An 18,101-nucleotide genomic window follows, 5' to 3' on the forward strand; every position below is an offset into this window, starting at 1 on the left:
ACCGAGCGCGACGCCCTCCGGCGACGGCCTCCAAGGCCATCCCCCGGCGCGGCTAGTAGCTGCCGTACGTCGGCCGGCCCTCGCGCTCGTAGGTGTTGATGGCGACGCCCGCGCCGGTCGAGGTGCCACCGGCATGCCGGAACGCGGTGGGAAGGGCGCCCTCGGCGAAGAGGCGGCGGCCCGCGCCCAGCACGACGGGGAAGGTGATCAGGTGCAGGGTGTCGACCAGGTCGAGCGCGAAGAGCGACTGGGCGAGCGCGGCGCTGCCGTGGACCTGGAGCTCGCCCTCGGTGCGCTCCTTGAGAGCGGCGACCTCTTTGCCGAGGTCGCCGGTGATCACGGTCGTGTTCTCCCAGGCGGGCTCAGTCAAGGTCGAGGAGGGGACGTACTTGGGCAGGGCGTTCAGCTTGGACGCGATCGGGTCGGCCTGGTCGGTGATCTTCGGCCAGTAGCCCGCGAAGATCTCGTAGGTGCGCCTGCCCAGCAGAAAGGCGTCCACGCGGGAGAACACGTCGGTGATGAAGCGTCCGAAGTCCTCGTCGCCGTAGGGGACGCTCCAGCCGCCCTGCTCGAAGCCGCCGCTCGGGTCCTCCTCGGGACCGCCCGGCGCCTGGTGGACTCCGTCGAGCGTGACGAAGGCGGTAACAGTGAGCTTGCCCATGACGGTGCCTGCTTCCTTCCGGTGGGGTCTGCTGTCATCAGGGCAGACCCCACCGGCGCCCGCAACTCATCGGTCCCGCGACGGAGTCACCCGGCATCCGTCTCCCCGGTCCCGCCGCGAGGCTGTCCCGCTCACGACTCCACCGCCGCGCCACGGAGGCACCTGGCACCTGGCACCTGGCACCCGGTCGAGCGTCCGGCCTCGACCGGATCACCCCGCGTCGGTCGAGAAGAGGCCGCCCGTCGGGCCCTGCTTGTCGCCGCCCTGGGCCTTTCTCAGGGCATTGGCGAGGCTCTCGATGGTGAGGGACTGGAGGATCACCCGCCCGTTGCCCTCCAGGGTGGCGAGCGACAGACCCTCGCCGCCGAAGACCGCGTTCATCATCCCCTGCCGGTTGAGGCCGCCGATGCGCTGGATGCCGTACTGGATGCCCTCCTCGAAGGCGACGACACAGCCCGTGTCGACCTCGACGCGGCCGCCGAAGTCGGCCGGGTTCAGGTCGATGAAGTTGCCCGCGCCCGCGATGATCACCGTGCCCTGCCCGGTGAACTTCTCCAGGACGAATCCCTCGCCGCCGCTTCGTCCGGTCCGGCCGCCCTGGAAGGCGATCCCGAACCGCACGGTCGACTCCGCCGCCACGAACGCGTCCTTCTCGGCGAACCACGCGCGCGTGCCGTCGAGCTCCAGAGCGCGCATCTCACCGGGCAGCACGCCGGCGAAGCCGACGGTGCCCTCGCCGCCCGTCGAGGTGAAGTACTGGAAGGCCAGGGACTCGCCCGCGAGGGCGCGCTGCCCGGCCTGCATGGCGGTGCCCACGGCCTGGCGCAGCATGCCGCCCATGCCGCCGCCACCGCCCTGCTGCTGGCCACCGCCGCCCGACGGCCCGGAGAGCCGCGTCTCCATGGTCACGTTGGTCGTCTTGAACAGGAACTTCCCCGCCTCGCAGTACACGGTCTGGCCGAGGCCCAGGGTGACCACCGCCATCTGCATGGCGTTGCCGACGATTTCTTGCTGAAGAGTCACACCAGGGGAACGCGGGAAGCGGAGCGAAGAGTTCCGCGCCATCGGGTGAGCCGTTGCGCCCGGTGCCGGCGTCCGGGAACGCGGTGTCCGTTCGCCGCCAGCGCCGGGCGGGTGCGACCGCTGGGATGGACACATGACTTCTCAAGGAACCATGAACGGCAAGGTGGCCCTCGTGACCGGTGGCAGCCGGGGCATCGGGGCCGCGACCGCGCTGCGCCTCGCCCGCGAGGGCGCGCACGTGGCCGTCACCTACGTGAGGGGCAAGGAGGCGGCGGAGGACGTCGTACGGGGCATCGAGGCGCTCGGGCGCAGGGGGCTCGCCCTGTGCGCGGACTCCTCGGACGCGGTGGAGGCCGGCGGGGTGGCCGACCGGGTCGTCGCGGAGTTCGGGCGGCTCGACGTGCTCGTCAACAACGCGGGGGTGGGTGTCCTGGGCCCCTTGGACTCCCTGTCCCTGGCGGACGTCGACCGCGTGCTCGCCGTCAATGTCCGGGGGGTCTTCCTGGCCTCCCGGTCGGCCGCGCCGCACCTCGGGGACGGCGGGCGGATCATCACGATCGGCACCTGCATGACACAGCGGGTCCCCGGCCCCGGCGGGACGCTCTACGCGACGAGCAAGTCGGCGCTGATCGGGCTGACCAAGGCGCTGGCGCGGGAACTGGGCGACCGCGGGATCACCGCCAACATCGTCCATCCCGGGCCGATCGACACGGACATGAACCCGGCGGACGGCCCGTACGCACCGGGTCAGGCCGCGATGACCGCCGTGGGCCGCTTCGGCGCCGCCGACGAGGTCGCGTCGATGGTCGCGTACCTGGCGGGGAGCGAGGCGGGGTACGTGACGGGGGCCGAGTTCGCGGTGGACGGAGGCCACGCGGCCTAGCGCGTCGGGGCCCGCCCGCCCCCTGGCGCGGGCCCCGGACGTCGAGCGCGGCCGGGTCGTCGTCGGGCCGGGCCCGGTCACTGCGCCCAGCGAGTTCGAGGCGAGGGCCGCCCGAGCCCGTCGCACGGGACGACCGGGCGCCTACGGCCGCCCGGAGCACGGCCTGTGGGACGCACCGGAATCGGTCTGTCCCACAGGCCCGCGGCCCGTGGATCCGGCCCCGGCGCCGCGCCGGCAGCGGAGCCGGGGCCGGGAGGCTCAGCCGCCGAGCTCCTGGTGGCGCGCCACCAGGCGTGCCGCGCCCTCCTCCGTCAGGGAGCCGAACAGGCGCAGGCGGGAGATGCCGCCGTCCGGGAAGATGTCCACGCGCGCGTGGGTGCCGACGACGGGTGCGGCCAGGGTGAAGCGGTGGTTGGTGTCGGGCTGGAGGCGGGTGCGGGGCAGGACCTCGGTCCACTCCCCCGCGTCGCCGTTCCTCACCGAGACCGAGGCCCATCCGGCGCTGTTGCCCTTCAGGTACGCCGTGTCGATCTCGAGGACACGGATCTCGGACTGGGCGACGAGCCGGTAGCGGATCCAGTCGTTGCCGTTGTCGCGACGGCGGCGTGTCTCCCAGCCGTCGTCCATCTTGCGGGAGCGGCCCGGCTGGATGGTGTTGGTGGCGGGCGAGTAGAAGAGGTTGGAGGCGTCCTCCGCCTGTCCGCCGTTCTCCAGGGCGACCACGTCGAAGGTGCCGAGGGCGGACAGCCAGCGCGGGTCGGGCACGACCTCGCCGTACACACGCAGCCGTGCGATGCCCCCGTCGGGGTGCTGGTTGACGCGCAGGTGCGTGAAGCGCTGTTCGACGGAGACGGCGAATCCGTTGGCCGCGTGACCGCCGACCGCGGTGCGCGGTACGAGGGTCGTCCACTTCACGTCGTCCGCGAGGAGTTCCTCCGGGGAGGGCGAACCGGGCACCGACGCGCCCTCGACCGACACCGCCTGCGGGTAGTTGCCGCGGAAGTGGGCCGTGTCGACCACGATCCCCCGGATCACGCCGGGGGCGCCGAGGCGCACCAGGGCCCAGTCGTGGTCCTCGGCGGTCGGCCACGGGTGCTCGGCCGAGGCGCCGCGGCGCCGCCGGGTCTCCCAGCCGTCCATGATCTTGCCCTTGTGGCCGAAGTGCTCGGGGTCGAACTCGGCGGGCCCGGGGACGAGGAGGTTCTCGCGCTGGGCGAAGAACTCGTCGTTGGCGGCCACGACCCCGGCGCCGAGCTGCCGGTCGGCGAGGTCGGCGTACTGGGTGAAGGGGAAGTCGGCGGTGCGGTAGTCCGCGTACGGGTCGCCGCCTCCGTAGGGGTTCGCGTCTCCGGTGAAGGTGGCCAGAACGGTTGGGCGCTGCGCCGTCACGATGATCGATCTGCCTTTCGGGGTCGGCCGTTGCGGGTGCGGATGCGGTGCGGGTGCCGGAGTGCGGTGCGGCGGTCGGTGGTGCGGATCAGTGGGGTGGTGCGGATCAGTGGTGGGCCGGTGATGGTGATCGGTGAGGGGGTCGGGTAATCGGTGAGGGGTTACGGGTGGCGGGTGAGGAGGTGGCCGGCGGGCTCGGCGAACCGGCCCTCGGCGACGATGCGTTCGCCGCGCAGCCAGGTCGACTTCACGACGCCGGTGAGGGTCCTGCCTGCGTAGGCCGTCACCCGGTTGCGGTGCTGGAGTGCGGCGGGATCGACGGTGAAGGTCTCGTCGGGGGCGAGCACCGCGAAGTCGGCGTCGCGGCCCGCCTCGATCGCGCCCTTGCGGTCGCCGAGGCCGACCAGTTCGGCCGTGCGGGTGGACATCCAGCGGACCACGTCCTCCAGGCCGTGGCCGCGCGCCCGGGCCTCGGTCCAGACGGCGGACAGGCTCAGCTGAAGGCCGGAGATGCCGCCCCACGCGGTCGCGAAGTCGTCCGTCTTGAGGTCGGCGGTCGACGGCGAGTGGTCGGTGACCACGCAGTCGATCGTGCCGTCGGCCAGCGCCTGCCACAGCAGGTCCTGGTTGGCGGCCTCGCGGATGGGCGGGCAGCACTTGAACTCGCTGGCGCCGTCCGGGACTTCCTCGGCGGTCAGGGTGAGGTAGTGCGGGCAGGTCTCCACCGTGAGCCGGACGCCCTCGGCCTTCGCGGCGGCGATCAGCGGGAGCGCGTCGCTCGACGAGAGGTGCAGCACGTGCACGCGCGCGTCGAGGCGCTTGGCCTGCGCGATGAGACTGGCGACGGCCGTGTCCTCGGCGTCACGGGGGCGCGAGGCGAGGAAGTCGGCGTACCTCCGGCCGCCCTTCTGCGGGGCGGACGCCAGGTGGTGCGGGTCCTCGGCGTGCACGATCAGCAGGCCGCCGAAGCCGGCGATCTCGGCGAGGGACCGGGCGAGCTGGTCCTGGTCCAGTTCGGGGAACTCGTCGACGCCGGAGGGCGACAGGAACGCCTTGAAGCCGAAGACTCCGGCATCGTGCAGGGGCCGCAGATCCTTGACGTTGCCGGGGAGCGCGCCGCCCCAGAAGCCGACGTCGATGTGCGCCTTGGAGCGGGCGACGTCCTTCTTGGTACGGAGGTTGCCGACCGTCGTCGTCGGCGGGAGGGAGTTGAGCGGCATGTCGATCAGGGTGGTGATGCCGCCGGCGGCCGCGGCGCGCGTCGCCGTCCAGAAGCCCTCCCACTCGGTGCGTCCCGGGTCGTTCACATGGACGTGGGTGTCGACGAGTCCGGGCAGCAGGACGTCGTCGCCGAAGTCCTCGAACCGGGCATCGGGCGGCACCTCGGCGTCGTGCGGCAGCACGGCCGTGATCTTCCCCTGGGCGACCGCGACCGAAGCGGCGCGCGTCCCTTCGGGAGTGATGACGCGCGTCGAGCGCAGCACCAGTTCGACGTCGGACACCCGGACCCCTCTCTCTGCCGCCGTTGAATCCCGCTGCCGCCGGTTTACTTCCACGAAACGAAATTCAACGTTCTGTTGAAGGAGTCTTCACTCCGGCCCTCGCGTCGTCAAGGGTTCACTCCTCCACTCTGCCCCCGACCTGCTCCGCTCTGGATGTTTCCACAAAGCGGAAGTATGGTTCCGACAAGCAGAATGTGGCTCCGCACAACCGGGGAGTCGACCGACTGCCGGGTAGGCTGCGTCTCTGCCTGCCCGCCACCCGCCACCACCCCGCTCGAGACGCTTCGGGTCACCCTCTCGATCCGCTCGATTCTGCGCCCCGAAAGGACCGCCGCCGTGCCGCCGTCCAGCGCCAGCACCACCGACGCCAAATCGTCCGCTCCCAGTGGCGGTGTCCAGTCCCTCGAGCGCGCCTTCGATCTGCTGGAGCGTATGGCGGACGCCGGGGGCGAGGTCGGCCTGAGCGAGCTCTCCGCGAGCAGCGGGCTGCCGCTGCCCACCATTCACCGGCTGATGCGCACCCTGGTGGCCTGCGGATACGTACGCCAGCAGACCAACCGCAGGTACGCGCTCGGCCCCCGTCTCATCCGCCTCGGCGAGTCCGCCTCCCGGCTGCTCGGCACCTGGGCCCGCCCCTACCTGGCGCGCCTGGTCGAGGAGACCGGGGAGACCGCGAACATGGCGCTGCTCGACGGGGACGAGATCGTCTACGTCGCCCAGGTCCCGTCCAAGCACTCCATGCGCATGTTCACCGAGGTGGGCCGCCGGGTGCTGCCGCACTCCACGGGCGTCGGCAAGGCGCTGCTGGCCCACACCCCGGACGCCGAGGTGCGCGCGCTGCTCTCGCGAACCGGGATGCCCGCCGCGACGGAGAAGACGATCACCACGCCGGACGGCTTCCTCGCCGCGCTCGAAGAGGTACGCCGGGCCGGCTACGCGGTGGACGACAACGAGCAGGAGATCGGCGTCCGCTGCCTGGCCGTCTCCGTGCCCGACTCCCCGACCGCCGCCGCGATCTCGATCTCCGGTCCGGCCGGCCGGGTCACCGAGGCCGCCACCGACAAGATCGTGCCGGTCCTCCAGCAGGTCGCGGCCGAGCTGTCGGAGGCCCTGGCCAGCTCGGGCCCCGGCGCCGCCTGACCGGGGCACCACCCCGGCCCGGCACGCGACGGTCCCGGCCCGGCTCAGTCCGACCCGGCCGCTCCGACGCGCTCCCCCAGGCGCCCGTCCGCCATCTCCCGCACCGCGTCCGCCTCGCCGAGGTGGGCGCGGTCGTGCGTCACGAGGACGGTCGCCGTGCCGCGTTCACGGGTGAGCCGGACCAGCAGGTCGAGCACGGCCGTGCCCCGTTCGTGGTCGAGGGCGCTGGTCGGTTCGTCGACGAGGAGCACGGACGGCTCGTTGACCAGCGCGCGGGCGATGTTCACCCGCTGGCGCTGACCGCCGGAGAGCTGGTGGGGACGCCGGTGCGCCAGCTCTTCGAGTCCGACCGCGGCAAGCAGCTCCCGCGCTCGTTCGGCCACTTGGCGCCTTCCGTCCAGGTGGCCCATCACCTGGAGCTGCTCCAGCGCGGTCAGTGAAGGCAGCAGGTTCGGCTGCTGGAACACGATCCCGATCGCGCGCCGCCGCAGGACGGCCCGTTCGGCGCGGGTCAGCGCCCCCGTCTCCGTACCCCCGACGAGGACGCGGCCCCGGTCCGGGGTGACCAGGGTCGCCGCGACCGCGAGGAGGCTGGACTTGCCGGATCCCGAGGGGCCGACGACGGCCGTCATGGTTCCGGCCGGAACCAGGAGACCGACGCCGTCCAGAGCGGTCAGGCGGCCGTCGCCGTCCGGGTAGGTGAGGGTGATGTCGTCGAGCGTCAGGCTCATGGGGCACTCTCTCGTGGGTCGGTCCGGCGCTTCTGGGCGCCAGCGTCGGGCGCGCTTCCGTGCCGTGCGTCGCGCGCGGTCACCGCGCTGTCATCGGGCGCTTCCCAGCGCGGTCAGCGGGTCGACGGCGGTGATCCGCCGGACGGACAGGCCCGCGCCGAGCGCCCCGAGGACGGTGATCACGGCGGCGGGTCCGAGCACGGTCGGCCCGTCCAGCGCGAACGGCACGTCGCCGCCCCGCACCAGCGCTCCGGCTCCGGCGGCGAGCCCGGTGCCGAGCAGCGTGCCTCCGGTGAGCATCAGCACCACCTGGCCGAGCGCGTCCCGCAGCAGGTACGGCGTGGAGGCGCCCAGCGCCTTCAGGACGGCGATGTCGGGCGACCGCTGGATCGTCCAGACCGTGAAGAACGCTCCTATGACGAGCGCCGAGATGGCGAAGAGGAAGCCGCGCATGAGCTGGAGCGAGCCGTTCTCGGCCCGGTAGGAGCCGATCGCGGTGAGGGCGTCGTCCCTGGTGAGGGTCCTCGTGCCCGCGGCGCGGTCGGCCGCCGCCAGGTCGGCGCCGTCGGTCCGCAGGGCCACCACGGTCGCCGGACCGGAGAGGTCGGTCCACACCACGGGGGTGTGGCTGTACGCGGCACGGCCCTCGACGGCCGCGACCGTCCGCTCGGTGCCGCCGAGCCGCACCCGGTCCCCCGCCGCGACCCCGAGCTCGGCGGCGGCCTTCTCCGAGAGCACGACCCGGCCGGGGGCGACCCCGGCCGGGGCGATCCCGGAGTGCGGCCGTACGGCGAAGGAGGACACCGCGGCCGTACGGTTCCCGGCGCCCGCGTTCAGGGTGCGGATGCCGATCGGCTCGGCCGAGGTGACGCCCGGCCTGTCGGCCCAGATCCGCCACGCGTGGGCGGGAACCGTCGAGCCGGTGAACGACACCGACTGCCCCGCGGGCGGCGCGGCGAAGGCGAGGTGGTCGGCGGGCAACCCGGTGACCGCCGAGGTGTTCTCCTCGGCGAGCCCGGCGGTCAGCCCGGACAGCAGCCCCACGAGCAGGGTGATCAGTACGACCACGGCCCCCATGAGGGTGAACCGCCCCTTGGCGAACCGTAGGTCTCTCCATGCGACGAACATGGCTCCACCCTGCGGTCCGGACCGGGCCCGGGGCATCGCGCCGCGGCATGGTTCACCCGCGTCGAAAGGGGGTGTCCCCGTCACTGGGAGGCGGACCGGCCGGCATCGGAGGAACGGTCGCTCACGGACGGGGGAGGGAGGCCGCGGGGACGAAGGGGGCAGTCCGCTTTCAACCTTTCGGTTGACCGGGTCCCGCCCGGACCCGCCTACCCTGGAACGACCATGAATGTCCCCCGCCTCTCCCCCGTCGTCGCCGTCCTGCGCCGGTGCCTGTACGCCCTGCTCGCGGGGCTTCTGGTGCTGGCCGCCGTCCGTGCGGGGGACAGCGGGCATCCGCGAGCGGTGGTCCTGTCGGTCCTCGTGACCGGCGCGGTGCTCGCGGCGGGCGCCGTCGGTCCGGCGGTGCACCGCTCACGGCGTACGGCCGCGCTGTGGGTGGCCGCCCTGAGCGCGAGCTGGCTGGTGCTGGTCACGCTCTCGCCGGACGGGCTGTGGGTGGCGTTCCCGCTCTACTTCCTGCAGCTGCACCTGCTGCCGGTGCGCTGGAGCCTGCCCGCCGTCGCCCTGACCGCCGGGGCCGCCATCGCGAGCTTCGTGGCGCACGGCGCGCCCCTGACGCCCGGCGCGTTCATCGGCCCGCTCCTCGGGGCGGCGGTCGCGGTCGCCACCGTCCTCGGGTACGAGGCGCTCTACCGGGAGAGCGAGCGCCGCCGCGAACTCATCGAGGAACTCGTCGCCACCCGCGCCGAGCTGGCCGAGGCCGAGCGCACGGCGGGCACGCTCGCCGAGCGGGAGCGGCTCGCCCACGAGATCCACGACACGCTCGCCCAGGGCCTGTCCAGCATCCAGCTCCTGCTGCGGGCCGCCCAGCGTCTGTTGCCCGCGGGCTCCCCGGCGGCCCCGCACCTGGAGCAGGCCCGCTCGACCGCGCAGGACAACCTCGCCGAGGCCCGCCGTTTCGTCCACGCCCTCACCCCTCCCGATCTGGAGCACGGCTCGCTGGCCGGCGCCCTGGAGCGGCTGTGCCGGTCGGCCGCCGTGGACACCCCGAAGGTCCGCTTCTCGGTGAGCGGTCCGCCGGCCGGGCTTCCGACCCCGTACGAGGTGGCCCTGCTGCGGATCGCCCAGTCGGCGCTCGGCAACACGCTGCGCCACGCGCACGCCGACCGCGTGGAGATCACGCTCAGCTTCATGGACACCTCGGTCGCCCTGGACGTGGTCGACGACGGTGCCGGCTTCACTCCCGGTGACGTACGGCCGGACGGGGACCGTGCGGACGGGGGCTTCGGTCTCCCCGCGATGCGCTCGCGGGCGGAGTCGCTGGGCGGGACGTTCACCGTCGAGTCGGTGCCCGGACAGGGCACGGCGGTGGCGGTCACGCTGCCGCTGCCCGTCGCCGGGGTGCCGGCGGGGACGGGGTCCGCGGGCCTCGGCCGGCTCCGGCTGCCGGACGCCGTGGGGAGCCGGCCATGACCGTCCGTCTGCTGCTCGCGGACGACCATCCCGTCGTCCGCGCGGGGCTGCGTGCCGTGCTGTCCGGCGAGCCGGACTTCGAGATCGTCGCGGAGGCGCCGACGGCGGAGGCCGCGGTGGAGCGCGCCGGGGCGGGCGATGTCGACGTCGTCCTCATGGACCTCCAGTTCGGCCCCGGGATGCACGGAGCGGAGGCCACGGCGGCCATCACGGCACGTGCCGGCGCGCCCCGTGTCCTCGTCCTCACCACGTACGACACCGACGCGGACATCCTCGCCGCGGTCGAGGCGGGCGCCTCGGGCTACCTCCTCAAGGACGCCCCGCCCGAGGAGCTCTCCGCCGCCGTGCGCACCGCCGCGTCGGGTCACTCGGCGCTGGCCCCGACGGTCGCCGACCGCCTCATGGACCGCATGCGCACCCCCGCCGCCGCTCTCAGCCGTCGCGAACTGGAAGTCCTCGAACTGGTCAAGGACGGTCTCTCGAACCAGCAGATCAGCAAGAAGCTGTTCCTGAGCCAAGCGACCGTGAAGTCCCATCTGGTCCACATCTACGCGAAGTTGGGCGTGGACTCCCGCACGTCCGCGGTGGCGGCGGCCACCGACCGGGGTGTCATCCGCAGGCGGGGCTAGGGCGTGTCCGCCCTGGGACCAGGCAGGGAAGGGGCCCGGACAGGCCGGAGCTGAGCGCCCGCCGGTGCCTGCGCGGGCCCGAGAGGACCCCCGCCGGTCAGGGACGGCGCTCGCCCTGGGTCACCGGCGGCTTCGGTGCGGGGGTTCTCCGAAGAGTTCCACCGCGGCGCGCACGTCCGCGAGACGCGTCGCCAGGGCGCTGACCGAGCCGATCGCGCCCGCGACCAGGAGGAGGGAGCGGCGCAGCCGGGGGATCTCGGGCTCGCCCGCGGCGGCCATCGCGGCGAGCGCCGCGAGTTCGTCCTCGGCGATGCCGCGGTCGGGGAACTCGGCCGGATGCGCGGCGAGTTCACGGCGCAGCCGGGAGACGGCGGTCCGTAGTTCCGCCACCCTCGGGTCCTCGTCGCTGCCGGTCACTGGCCTCTGCCCCAAGCTCCGCAACACAGCTCTCCCCTGGCACGCCGTTGTGCGTCGGTCCTTCTCGTGTCGGCCCCAGCTCCCCATGGCGGTGGTCGGGCGCCGGGGGTCGCGGGCCAGTAAACGCCACCTGATGCGCCGGGCGCCACCGCCCGGACCGAAATTCAGCCCGGCGACATCGGGGTGACGGCCCGGGTTCCGAGGCGCGCTCCGGCCCGGTCGGGTATGCAGGGGACATGACGGAGAACACGGACGAGGTGGCCGGGCTGCTGCTGGCGGCCGGCGGCGGCCGGCGCCTCGGGGGCCGCCCCAAGGCACTCCTGCCGCACCGGGGGCGACCCCTCGTCGAACACGCGGTCGGCGTGCTGCGCGCCGGCGGCTGCACCCGCGTCCATGTCGTCCTCGGCGCCCGGGCCGATGCCGTACGGGATCAGGCGTCGCTGGCCGGGTGCGTCCTCGTGGACAACCCGCAGTGGGAGGAGGGCATGGGCTCCTCGCTGCGGGCGGGGCTGGACTCGCTGGCGGACTCGGGGGCGCGGGCCGCGCTGGTGTCGCTGGTCGACCAGCCGGGGATCGGCCGGGAGGCGGTGGCCCGCGTGCTCGCCGCGTACACCTCTCCGCTGTCGCTCGCCGCGGCGGCGTACGACGGTGAACGCGGCCATCCGGTGCTCTTCGGGGCCGGCCACTGGGCCGGGATCGCGGCGACCGCCACCGGCGACCGGGGCGCGCGCGCCTACCTGAAGGCCCACCAGGACGCGGTCACCCTCGTCGAGTGCGGGGATGTGGCGCGGGCGTACGACATCGACACGGAGGCCGACCTGATCCACCTTGAGTGAACGGGGTGGCACCGAGCGCCACCTTCTGTCGACCCGGAGAATCTCGACATCAACAAACCATTGAACTTCCACCATGAGGAAACTAGTATCCACTGTTCAGAAGCGCCCCGCCGTGTCGAGGGCGCCCGGCGCCATCCCCGCGCCCCATGGCACCGGGTGCCAGGCGCGGTGACGCCGCCCATGGTTCGCTCGCATGGCCCGTATGTTGCTCGCCCGCACGTAGCTCGCTGAAGGAAGTGACAGCTCATGTCCGCACCAGCGCCGTCCCCGCTGGCCATCGTCGACGCCGAGCCCCTGCCCCGGCAGGAAGAGGTCCTCACCGACGCGGCCCTCGCCTTCGTGGCCGAGCTGCACCGGCTGTTCACGCCCCGGCGTGACGAGCTCCTCGCCCGCCGCGCGGAGCGCCGCGCCGAGATCGCCCGCACCTCCACGCTCGACTTCCTCCCGGAGACCGCCGCGATCCGCGCGGACGACTCCTGGAAGGTGGCCCCCGCTCCGGCCGCGCTGAACGACCGGCGGGTCGAGATCACCGGCCCCACCGACCGCAAGATGACGATCAACGCCCTCAACTCCGGTGCCCGGGTGTGGCTCGCGGACTTCGAGGACGCCTCGGCGCCCACCTGGGAGAACGTGGTCCTCGGTCAGCTCAACCTGATCGACGCCTACACCCGCAGCATCGACTTCACCGACCCGAAGTCCGGCAAGTCGTACGCGCTGAAGCCGGGCGACGAGCTCGCGACGGTCGTGATGCGGCCGCGCGGCTGGCACCTGAACGAGCGCCACCTCGTCGCCGCCGACGGCACGCCCGTGCCCGGCGCGCTGGTCGACTTCGGCCTGTACTTCTTCCACAACGCGCAGCGGCTGATCGACCTCGGCAAGGGCCCGTACTTCTACCTGCCGAAGACGGAGTCGCACCTCGAAGCCCGCCTGTGGAACGACGTGTTCGTCTTCGCGCAGGACTACGTCGGCATTCCGCAGGGCACGGTCCGCGCGACCGTCCTGATCGAGACGATCACCGCCGCATACGAGATGGACGAGATCCTCTACGAACTCCGCGACCACGCAGCCGGGTTGAACGCGGGCCGCTGGGACTATCTCTTCTCCATCGTCAAGAACTTCCGTGACGGCGGCACCAAGTTCGTCCTGCCGGACCGCAACGCGGTGACGATGACGGCCCCGTTCATGCGCGCGTACACCGAACTCCTCGTCCGCACCTGCCACAAGCGCGGCGCGCACGCGATCGGCGGCATGGCCGCGTTCATCCCCTCGCGGCGCGACGAAGAGGTCAACAAGGTCGCCTTCGAGAAGGTCAAGGCCGACAAGGACCGTGAGGCCGGCGACGGCTTCGACGGCTCGTGGGTGGCCCACCCCGACCTCGTCCCGATCGCGATGGCCTCCTTCGACGCCGTTCTCGGCGACCGGCCCAACCAGAAGGACCGGCTGCGCGAGGACGTGTCGGTCGCGGCCGGTGACCTCATCGCCATCGACTCGCTGGACGCCCGGCCGACGTACGACGGTCTGGTCAACGCCGTGCAGGTCGGCATCCGTTACATCGAGGCCTGGCTGCGCGGCCTCGGCGCGGTCGCCATCTTCAACCTCATGGAGGACGCCGCCACCGCCGAGATCTCGCGCTCGCAGATCTGGCAGTGGATCAACGCCGGTGTCGTCTTCGAGCACGACGGAAGGACCGTGGCCGCCACCCCCGAGCTGGCGCGCGAGGTCGCCGCGCGGGAACTCGCGGACATCCGTGCCGGGATCGGCGAGGAGGCCTTCGCGGCCGGCCGCTGGCAGCAGGCGCACGACCTGCTCCTGAAGGTCGCGCTGGACGAGGACTACGCGGACTTCCTGACGCTGCCCGCCTACGAGCAGCTGGCCGGCTGACCCGGCCTCAGTGCGCCGCTCCGTCCGCGGGTCTGTCCGAGTGGCCCAGGGACCTCTCCGGGGCCACTCGGTCGCGTACGAGGCGCTTGACCGCCGTGGGCTCGGGGAAACCCTGCTCGCGGCGGTCCCAGACCACCTCGTCGTTGACGCGGACGACGAAGACGCCGCCCGTGCCGGGCTTGAGGGACAGCTCGTCGAGCTCCGCCTCGAAGGTGGTGAGCAGTTCCTGCGCCAGCCAGGCCGCGCGGGGCAGCCAGCGGCACTGGGTGCAGTACTCGATCTGGACCCGCTGGACGTCTGTCATCCGAGATGCACCGACCAATCCTGTTCCGCCGCCGGTTTGCCGTGCAGGTCCGGGACCCGTTTGAGCCAGTCGGGCCGCCCCCGCTGGGTCCGCTCCGCGCGATCGGCGTCCTCCGCGGCGAGCTGCTCACGGCTCGGGAAGTCCGTGGGCAGCCAGGCGGTGGAGGACCGGACGCGGGCGAGGAGATAGCCGACGTAGGCCTCGCGGACCGCGTCGGGGCTCGTGAAGCCGGGCTCGTCGGTCAGCCAGGCGTCGGGCACCTCGGCCAGGACCGCGCGCAGCAGCTCCTCGGTCACCCGGGGCGCGAGCTCGGCGTCGGCCGCGCGGGTGTCCGGGTGGTGGCCGCCGAGCGCGTGGCGCCGGAAGTCGTACGCCTTCTCCGGCGACGACGCGTCCCAGCGGTGGTGGAAGACGAGGGCGGCGCCGTGGTCGATCAGCCAGAGCCGCGGCGGCGCGATGCCGAAGGTGGGCCAGACCATCAGGTTCGAGCTGTGCACCGTGCGGTCCACATTGACCGTCAGGGCGTCCAGCCAGATCACCTTGCCCGCCTCCAGCGGGTCCACGGGGAAGGTCCGCGCGATATCCGGCGTGAAGTCCTTCGCGCCCGGCAGATAGTCCATGCCGAGGTTGAGCCCGGCACTGGCCCGCAGCAGGTCCTGGACCTCCTGGTGGGGCTCGTGCCCGCCGACGGCAGGATCGAAGTGGACGAGGACCAGCTCGGGGAACCGCAGCCCGAGGGCGCGGGCCAGCTCACCGACGATGATCTCGGCGACCAGCGCCTTGTGGCCCTGGGCGGCACCCGTGAACTTCACGACGTAGGTCCCCAGGTCGTCGGCCTCGACGACTCCGGGCACGGAGCCGCCCGCCGTCAGCGGGGTCACGTATCGAACAGCGGTCACGTCGCGGAGCACACCTGACACTGTAAAGCAGCTGATCGCTCCGCCCCCGGGCGTCAGGTGCGGGCGAGCGGGTTCGGCAGCGGCACGTACCGCGCGTCCGCGCCGTCGGCGCCCGTCCAGCGGAGCAGCAGATTGGTCTTGCCGGGAAGAGTGGGCGAGGCGAGCAGGTCGGCGAGCTCGGGGAGCCCGAGGTCGGTGCCGTGGCGTCGGAGTTCCCGTCGTACGGCGGGCCAGGGGTCCGCGCCCGGGAACCGCTCGGCGAGGAGGGCGGCCAGCTCGGCGAGGTGGTTGACGATCAGGCAGTAGACCAGCCGTTCCCAGCCTGCCTCGCGGGTCACGCCCGGCAGCAGTTTCACTCCCTCCGCGTCCCGGAACAGGGCCTGGACGGGCATGCCGGCGGCGTCCACGGCGACCAGGGTGTTCTGCAGGTGGGCCTCGACGACGACTCCATGGCGTGCGAACGCCTCCAGCACCGGGGGCACCACCTGGCGGAGGTACGCGGCCCACCAGACCGAGGGCTCGGTCAGCCTGTCCAGCGGGTTGCCGTCGAAGCCCTCGACGAGGGCGGCGGCGAGCAGCGGGCCGGCGCCGGGGACGAGGTGGTCGCGCAGCCCGTCGCGGACCAGGACGGCGAGTTCCTCGAAGGCGAAGTCGGCCGTGCGGTAGCCGCGGTCGCTCAGCCAGGCCGCGGAGCCCCGCGGGGCGGCGAAGGCGGCGGCGGTCGCGGCGTCGGTGGCGCGCATCTTCAGCAGGTCGTGCTTCCACAGCCGGCGGATGTCGTTGGTGATCCGCACATCGAGGCTGAACTTGACGAACAGGTCGTCCTCGGGGGCGTAGAGCGTGCGGATGGCGGCCGTCGGCCACAGCGGGCGGGCGGTGCGTCCGACGCGTACGAGCCGGCCGTCCGCGAAGGCGTCCCGGATCGCCGGGAGTGCGCCGGTCAGGTCGAGCTGCCAGGGGTGGGCGGGCAGCAGCCGGTAGCCCGGCGGGGCCTGGCCCAGCGCGTCGAGCGGCGTCGTGTCGCCCTCCTCGACGACCGCGTCCTCGCGCACCGCGAGCAGCTCCAGCGGGAACCGGGCGCAGGCCTCGGGGGCGTACGGCAGCCAGCCGGTGACCGGGCCGCCGCCGCGGGCCTTGGGCGCCGGGTGGTACGGGTGCCCCATGATCAGGGACTGTTCGGAGCGCAGGTACGGGTCCTCGGGCGGCGACGTGCGGGCACGGGCGCGGAGGAGGGCCGCGACCACGTCCCGGCTGTCGGTCATCTCGGCGGGCAGCTCGGAGTTGGCCGCTCCGGTGGACCGGCGCAGTGCCTCGGCCGCGAGTGCGACCAGTTCCCGGTGGGTGAGCCGGTGCCAGGCCCCCTCGGTGTACACCTCGGGCTCGACGGGCCGCCGCGTCCCCCGCACCCTCAGCATCCGGCCACCGGCGCGGAGCCGGTGGACGCCCGGATCCGGTGTGGGCTCCGCCAGTTCGCGAAGGAGACAATTGAGCAACGGCGCGGCGGCGTACGCGTCGGCGGCCTCGTCCATGTCACCCCCGTTGACGTGGGGGAACACGGTCGGCATGAAGTCCACGCGATCCATCCGGTCCATTCGATTCATACGGTGCGCTGGTGATCAGTATGTCTGCCGCGGCGGACGGACCCGACGCAGTCCCGTACCCAAGGAGCCCGCCTGTGCACCGTCCCTCCACGCCCGACACCGAGGCCGCGTTCGCCGAGGAACTGAGCGCCGTACGCCCCGAACTGTCGGCGCCGTACGCGGAGGCGCTGCCCGGCGCCCGGGCGGCCGTACTGACCCGGCTGTGGCGCGCGCTGGCGTACGAGCCGCTGCCGTGGATCGCCCGCCGTGACACGGCCGGTGACGGCCTCACGCTCCGTCTGACGGACGGCCGCCGGCTGCACGGACCGCGCGCCGACCCGTACGCCACCTCCGCGTACGTGACCGAAGTGCGGCTCGCCGGGCGGACGTACGACCGTCCGGAGCTGCTCGTCGACGCCCTCGGCGTACCGCACGGCCCCGCCTTCGCGGCCGAACTCGCGCACAGCGTCGCCTCCATGGCCCTGTCGCGGGCGGACCGGGCGGCGTCCTGCGACACCCCCGAAGCGACCGAGGCGAGCTGGATGTGGGAGCAGCGGATCGTGGACGGGCATCCGTATCACCCCAACTGCCGTGCGCGGCCCGGGTTCTCGGTGGCCGAACAGCTCGCTTACGGGCCGGAGCACCGGCCGTCGGTGGAGTTGGGCCTGGTGGCGGTGGACGGCTGTCTCGTCACGGGAGAGTGGCCGAAGTGGCTGCGGGACGGGGAGCGCGTGCTGATCCCGGTGCATCCCTGGCAGACCGCCCATGTGCTGGACGCCCCCGTCCAGGAGGGCTTCGCCGCCCACCCGTTGATGTCCCTGAGGACCCTCGCGGTGCCGGACGGGCCGCATGTGAAGACCGCGCTGAGCGCCCGGCTGACCTCGTCGGTGCGGGACATCTCGGTGTACTCGGTGGAAACGGCGGAAACGGTCTCGGCGTTCATGGAGGGGATGACGGCGGGCCTGGACGTTCCGCTGCACATCACCCGTACCCTCGGCGCGGCCACCGCCGGCTTCCCCGATCTCGCGGCGGTGGTGCGGGAGTCCCCGGACGGCTACGCGGGCGCGGACGAGAGGTGTGTGCCGGTGGCCGCCCTTCCGCTGACCCTGCTGCCCGAAAAGGCTTCCTGGCTGGCCGAGTTCACCCACCTCGTCCTCACCGCGGGGCTGCGGATGCTGGAACTCGGGGTGGCTCTGGAGGCGCACGGGCAGAACCTGCTCGTGGTCCTGGACCGCGCGGGCTCCCCCGTCCGGCTCGTCTACCGCGACCTGGCCGACATCCGGGTGAGCCCCGCCCGGCTGGCGCGCCACAACATCGCGGTCCCACGGCTGTCCGGACGTATCGTCACGGACGACGAGACCGCCCTGCGCCGCAAGCTCTTCGGCTCCCTCGTCGGCGGCGCGCTGGGCGCGACGGCGGGCTCGACGGCCGCGCTGCGCGAGGCCCTTGAGACGGTCGCGCCGGATCTCCCGCGCACCGAGGACCTTCCCGCACTCCTCGGCGAGCCGCTCCCCACCAAAGCCCTGACCTTGATGCGGCTGTCCCCCGAGACCCCCGGTGACCTGTGGACACGGCTCCCGCAGCCGCTCGCGGGACCCGGCTCGTCATGAGGCGGGACACCTCTC

General features: G+C 73.0%; 17 protein-coding genes. 7 read left to right on the top strand and 10 right to left on the bottom strand.

The annotated features are described in order from the left end of the window. Positions 1–52: 52 nt before the first annotated feature. Together OOK38_RS02370 and OOK38_RS02375 are read right to left on the bottom strand one after the other, a co-directional pair. On the bottom strand, positions 53–661 hold the full coding sequence (locus OOK38_RS02370) for a dihydrofolate reductase family protein (RefSeq protein WP_266763749.1): 609 nt from the start codon (positions 659–661) through the stop codon (positions 53–55). Between the two features lie 210 nt (positions 662–871). Then, positions 872–1,684, bottom strand: coding sequence for an AIM24 family protein (locus OOK38_RS02375; RefSeq protein WP_266763748.1), 813 nt, complete (start codon positions 1,682–1,684; stop codon positions 872–874). A 133-nt stretch (positions 1,685–1,817) separates the two neighbouring features. Here OOK38_RS02375 and OOK38_RS02380 point away from each other — a divergent pair, with 133 nt between their 5' ends. Then, positions 1,818–2,567: a 3-oxoacyl-ACP reductase family protein gene (locus tag OOK38_RS02380; RefSeq protein WP_266763747.1), complete on the top strand. Its 750-nt coding sequence runs from the start codon at positions 1,818–1,820 to the stop codon at positions 2,565–2,567. A 258-nt stretch (positions 2,568–2,825) separates the two neighbouring features. Here the strand turns inward: OOK38_RS02380 and alc are convergent, their stop codons facing one another. Then, on the bottom strand, positions 2,826–3,956 hold the full coding sequence (gene alc / locus OOK38_RS02385; protein WP_266763746.1) for an allantoicase: 1,131 nt from the start codon (positions 3,954–3,956) through the stop codon (positions 2,826–2,828). 161 nt (positions 3,957–4,117) lie between these two features. After that, positions 4,118–5,458, bottom strand: coding sequence for an allantoinase AllB (allB, locus tag OOK38_RS02390; protein WP_266763745.1), 1,341 nt, complete (start codon positions 5,456–5,458; stop codon positions 4,118–4,120). Between the two features lie 336 nt (positions 5,459–5,794). Between allB and OOK38_RS02395 the strand changes: the two genes are divergently transcribed. Then, positions 5,795–6,598: an IclR family transcriptional regulator gene (locus tag OOK38_RS02395; RefSeq protein WP_266763744.1), complete on the top strand. Its 804-nt coding sequence runs from the start codon at positions 5,795–5,797 to the stop codon at positions 6,596–6,598. 44 nt (positions 6,599–6,642) lie between these two features. Here OOK38_RS02395 and OOK38_RS02400 read toward each other — a convergent pair whose 3' ends face one another. Both OOK38_RS02400 and OOK38_RS02405 read right to left on the bottom strand, forming a co-directional pair. Then, the gene (locus OOK38_RS02400; RefSeq protein WP_266763743.1) at positions 6,643–7,329 is read right to left on the bottom strand and encodes an ABC transporter ATP-binding protein; all 687 of its coding nucleotides are present in this window, start codon (positions 7,327–7,329) and stop codon (positions 6,643–6,645) included. 90 nt (positions 7,330–7,419) lie between these two features. Further along, complete coding sequence (locus tag OOK38_RS02405; RefSeq protein ID WP_266763742.1) at positions 7,420–8,457, bottom strand: ABC transporter permease; 1,038 nt, start codon at positions 8,455–8,457, stop codon at positions 7,420–7,422. A gap of 222 nt (positions 8,458–8,679) precedes the next feature. Here OOK38_RS02405 and OOK38_RS02410 point away from each other — a divergent pair, with 222 nt between their 5' ends. Both OOK38_RS02410 and OOK38_RS02415 read left to right on the top strand, forming a co-directional pair. After that, a complete protein-coding gene (locus OOK38_RS02410) occupies positions 8,680–9,930 on the top strand; it encodes a sensor histidine kinase (RefSeq protein ID WP_266763741.1) in 1,251 nt (416 codons plus the stop codon). Then, entirely contained in the window at positions 9,927–10,559 is a 633-nt protein-coding gene (locus OOK38_RS02415; RefSeq protein WP_266763740.1) for a response regulator transcription factor, read from the top strand. The genes OOK38_RS02410 and OOK38_RS02415 overlap by 4 nt, the downstream gene beginning before the upstream one ends. A 120-nt stretch (positions 10,560–10,679) precedes the next feature. On the opposite strand, the gene OOK38_RS02420 is transcribed toward OOK38_RS02415, so the two are convergent. Further along, on the bottom strand, positions 10,680–10,976 hold the full coding sequence (locus OOK38_RS02420; RefSeq protein WP_266763739.1) for a DUF5955 family protein: 297 nt from the start codon (positions 10,974–10,976) through the stop codon (positions 10,680–10,682). Positions 10,977–11,212: 236 nt separating this feature from the next. Here OOK38_RS02420 and OOK38_RS02425 point away from each other — a divergent pair, with 236 nt between their 5' ends. Together OOK38_RS02425 and aceB are read left to right on the top strand one after the other, a co-directional pair. Next, complete coding sequence (locus tag OOK38_RS02425) at positions 11,213–11,812, top strand: NTP transferase domain-containing protein (RefSeq protein ID WP_266763738.1); 600 nt, start codon at positions 11,213–11,215, stop codon at positions 11,810–11,812. Positions 11,813–12,058: 246 nt separating this feature from the next. Beyond that, positions 12,059–13,693 (top strand): malate synthase A, encoded by a 1,635-nt coding sequence (aceB, locus tag OOK38_RS02430; RefSeq protein WP_266763737.1) that lies wholly within the window; start codon positions 12,059–12,061, stop codon positions 13,691–13,693. Positions 13,694–13,700: 7 nt separating this feature from the next. Here the strand turns inward: aceB and OOK38_RS02435 are convergent, their stop codons facing one another. The 3 genes from OOK38_RS02435 to OOK38_RS02445 are packed head-to-tail and all read right to left on the bottom strand — an operon-like array spanning position 13,701 to position 16,461. Beyond that, the gene (locus OOK38_RS02435; RefSeq protein ID WP_266763736.1) at positions 13,701–13,997 is read right to left on the bottom strand and encodes a SelT/SelW/SelH family protein; all 297 of its coding nucleotides are present in this window, start codon (positions 13,995–13,997) and stop codon (positions 13,701–13,703) included. Next, on the bottom strand, positions 13,994–14,908 hold the full coding sequence (locus OOK38_RS02440; protein WP_266763735.1) for a HipA family kinase: 915 nt from the start codon (positions 14,906–14,908) through the stop codon (positions 13,994–13,996). The genes OOK38_RS02435 and OOK38_RS02440 overlap by 4 nt, the downstream gene beginning before the upstream one ends. Positions 14,909–14,949: 41 nt before the next feature. Continuing rightward, positions 14,950–16,461, bottom strand: coding sequence for an IucA/IucC family siderophore biosynthesis protein (locus tag OOK38_RS02445; RefSeq protein ID WP_266849308.1), 1,512 nt, complete (start codon positions 16,459–16,461; stop codon positions 14,950–14,952). A gap of 110 nt (positions 16,462–16,571) precedes the next feature. Between OOK38_RS02445 and OOK38_RS02450 the strand changes: the two genes are divergently transcribed. Continuing rightward, positions 16,572–18,086, top strand: a complete 1,515-nt coding sequence (locus tag OOK38_RS02450; RefSeq protein WP_266763734.1) for an IucA/IucC family protein — start codon at positions 16,572–16,574, stop codon at positions 18,084–18,086. Positions 18,087–18,101 lie beyond the last annotated feature (15 nt).

This window comes from Streptomyces sp. NBC_00568 (genome assembly GCF_026341855.1).
Classification (GTDB): domain Bacteria; phylum Actinomycetota; class Actinomycetes; order Streptomycetales; family Streptomycetaceae; genus Streptomyces.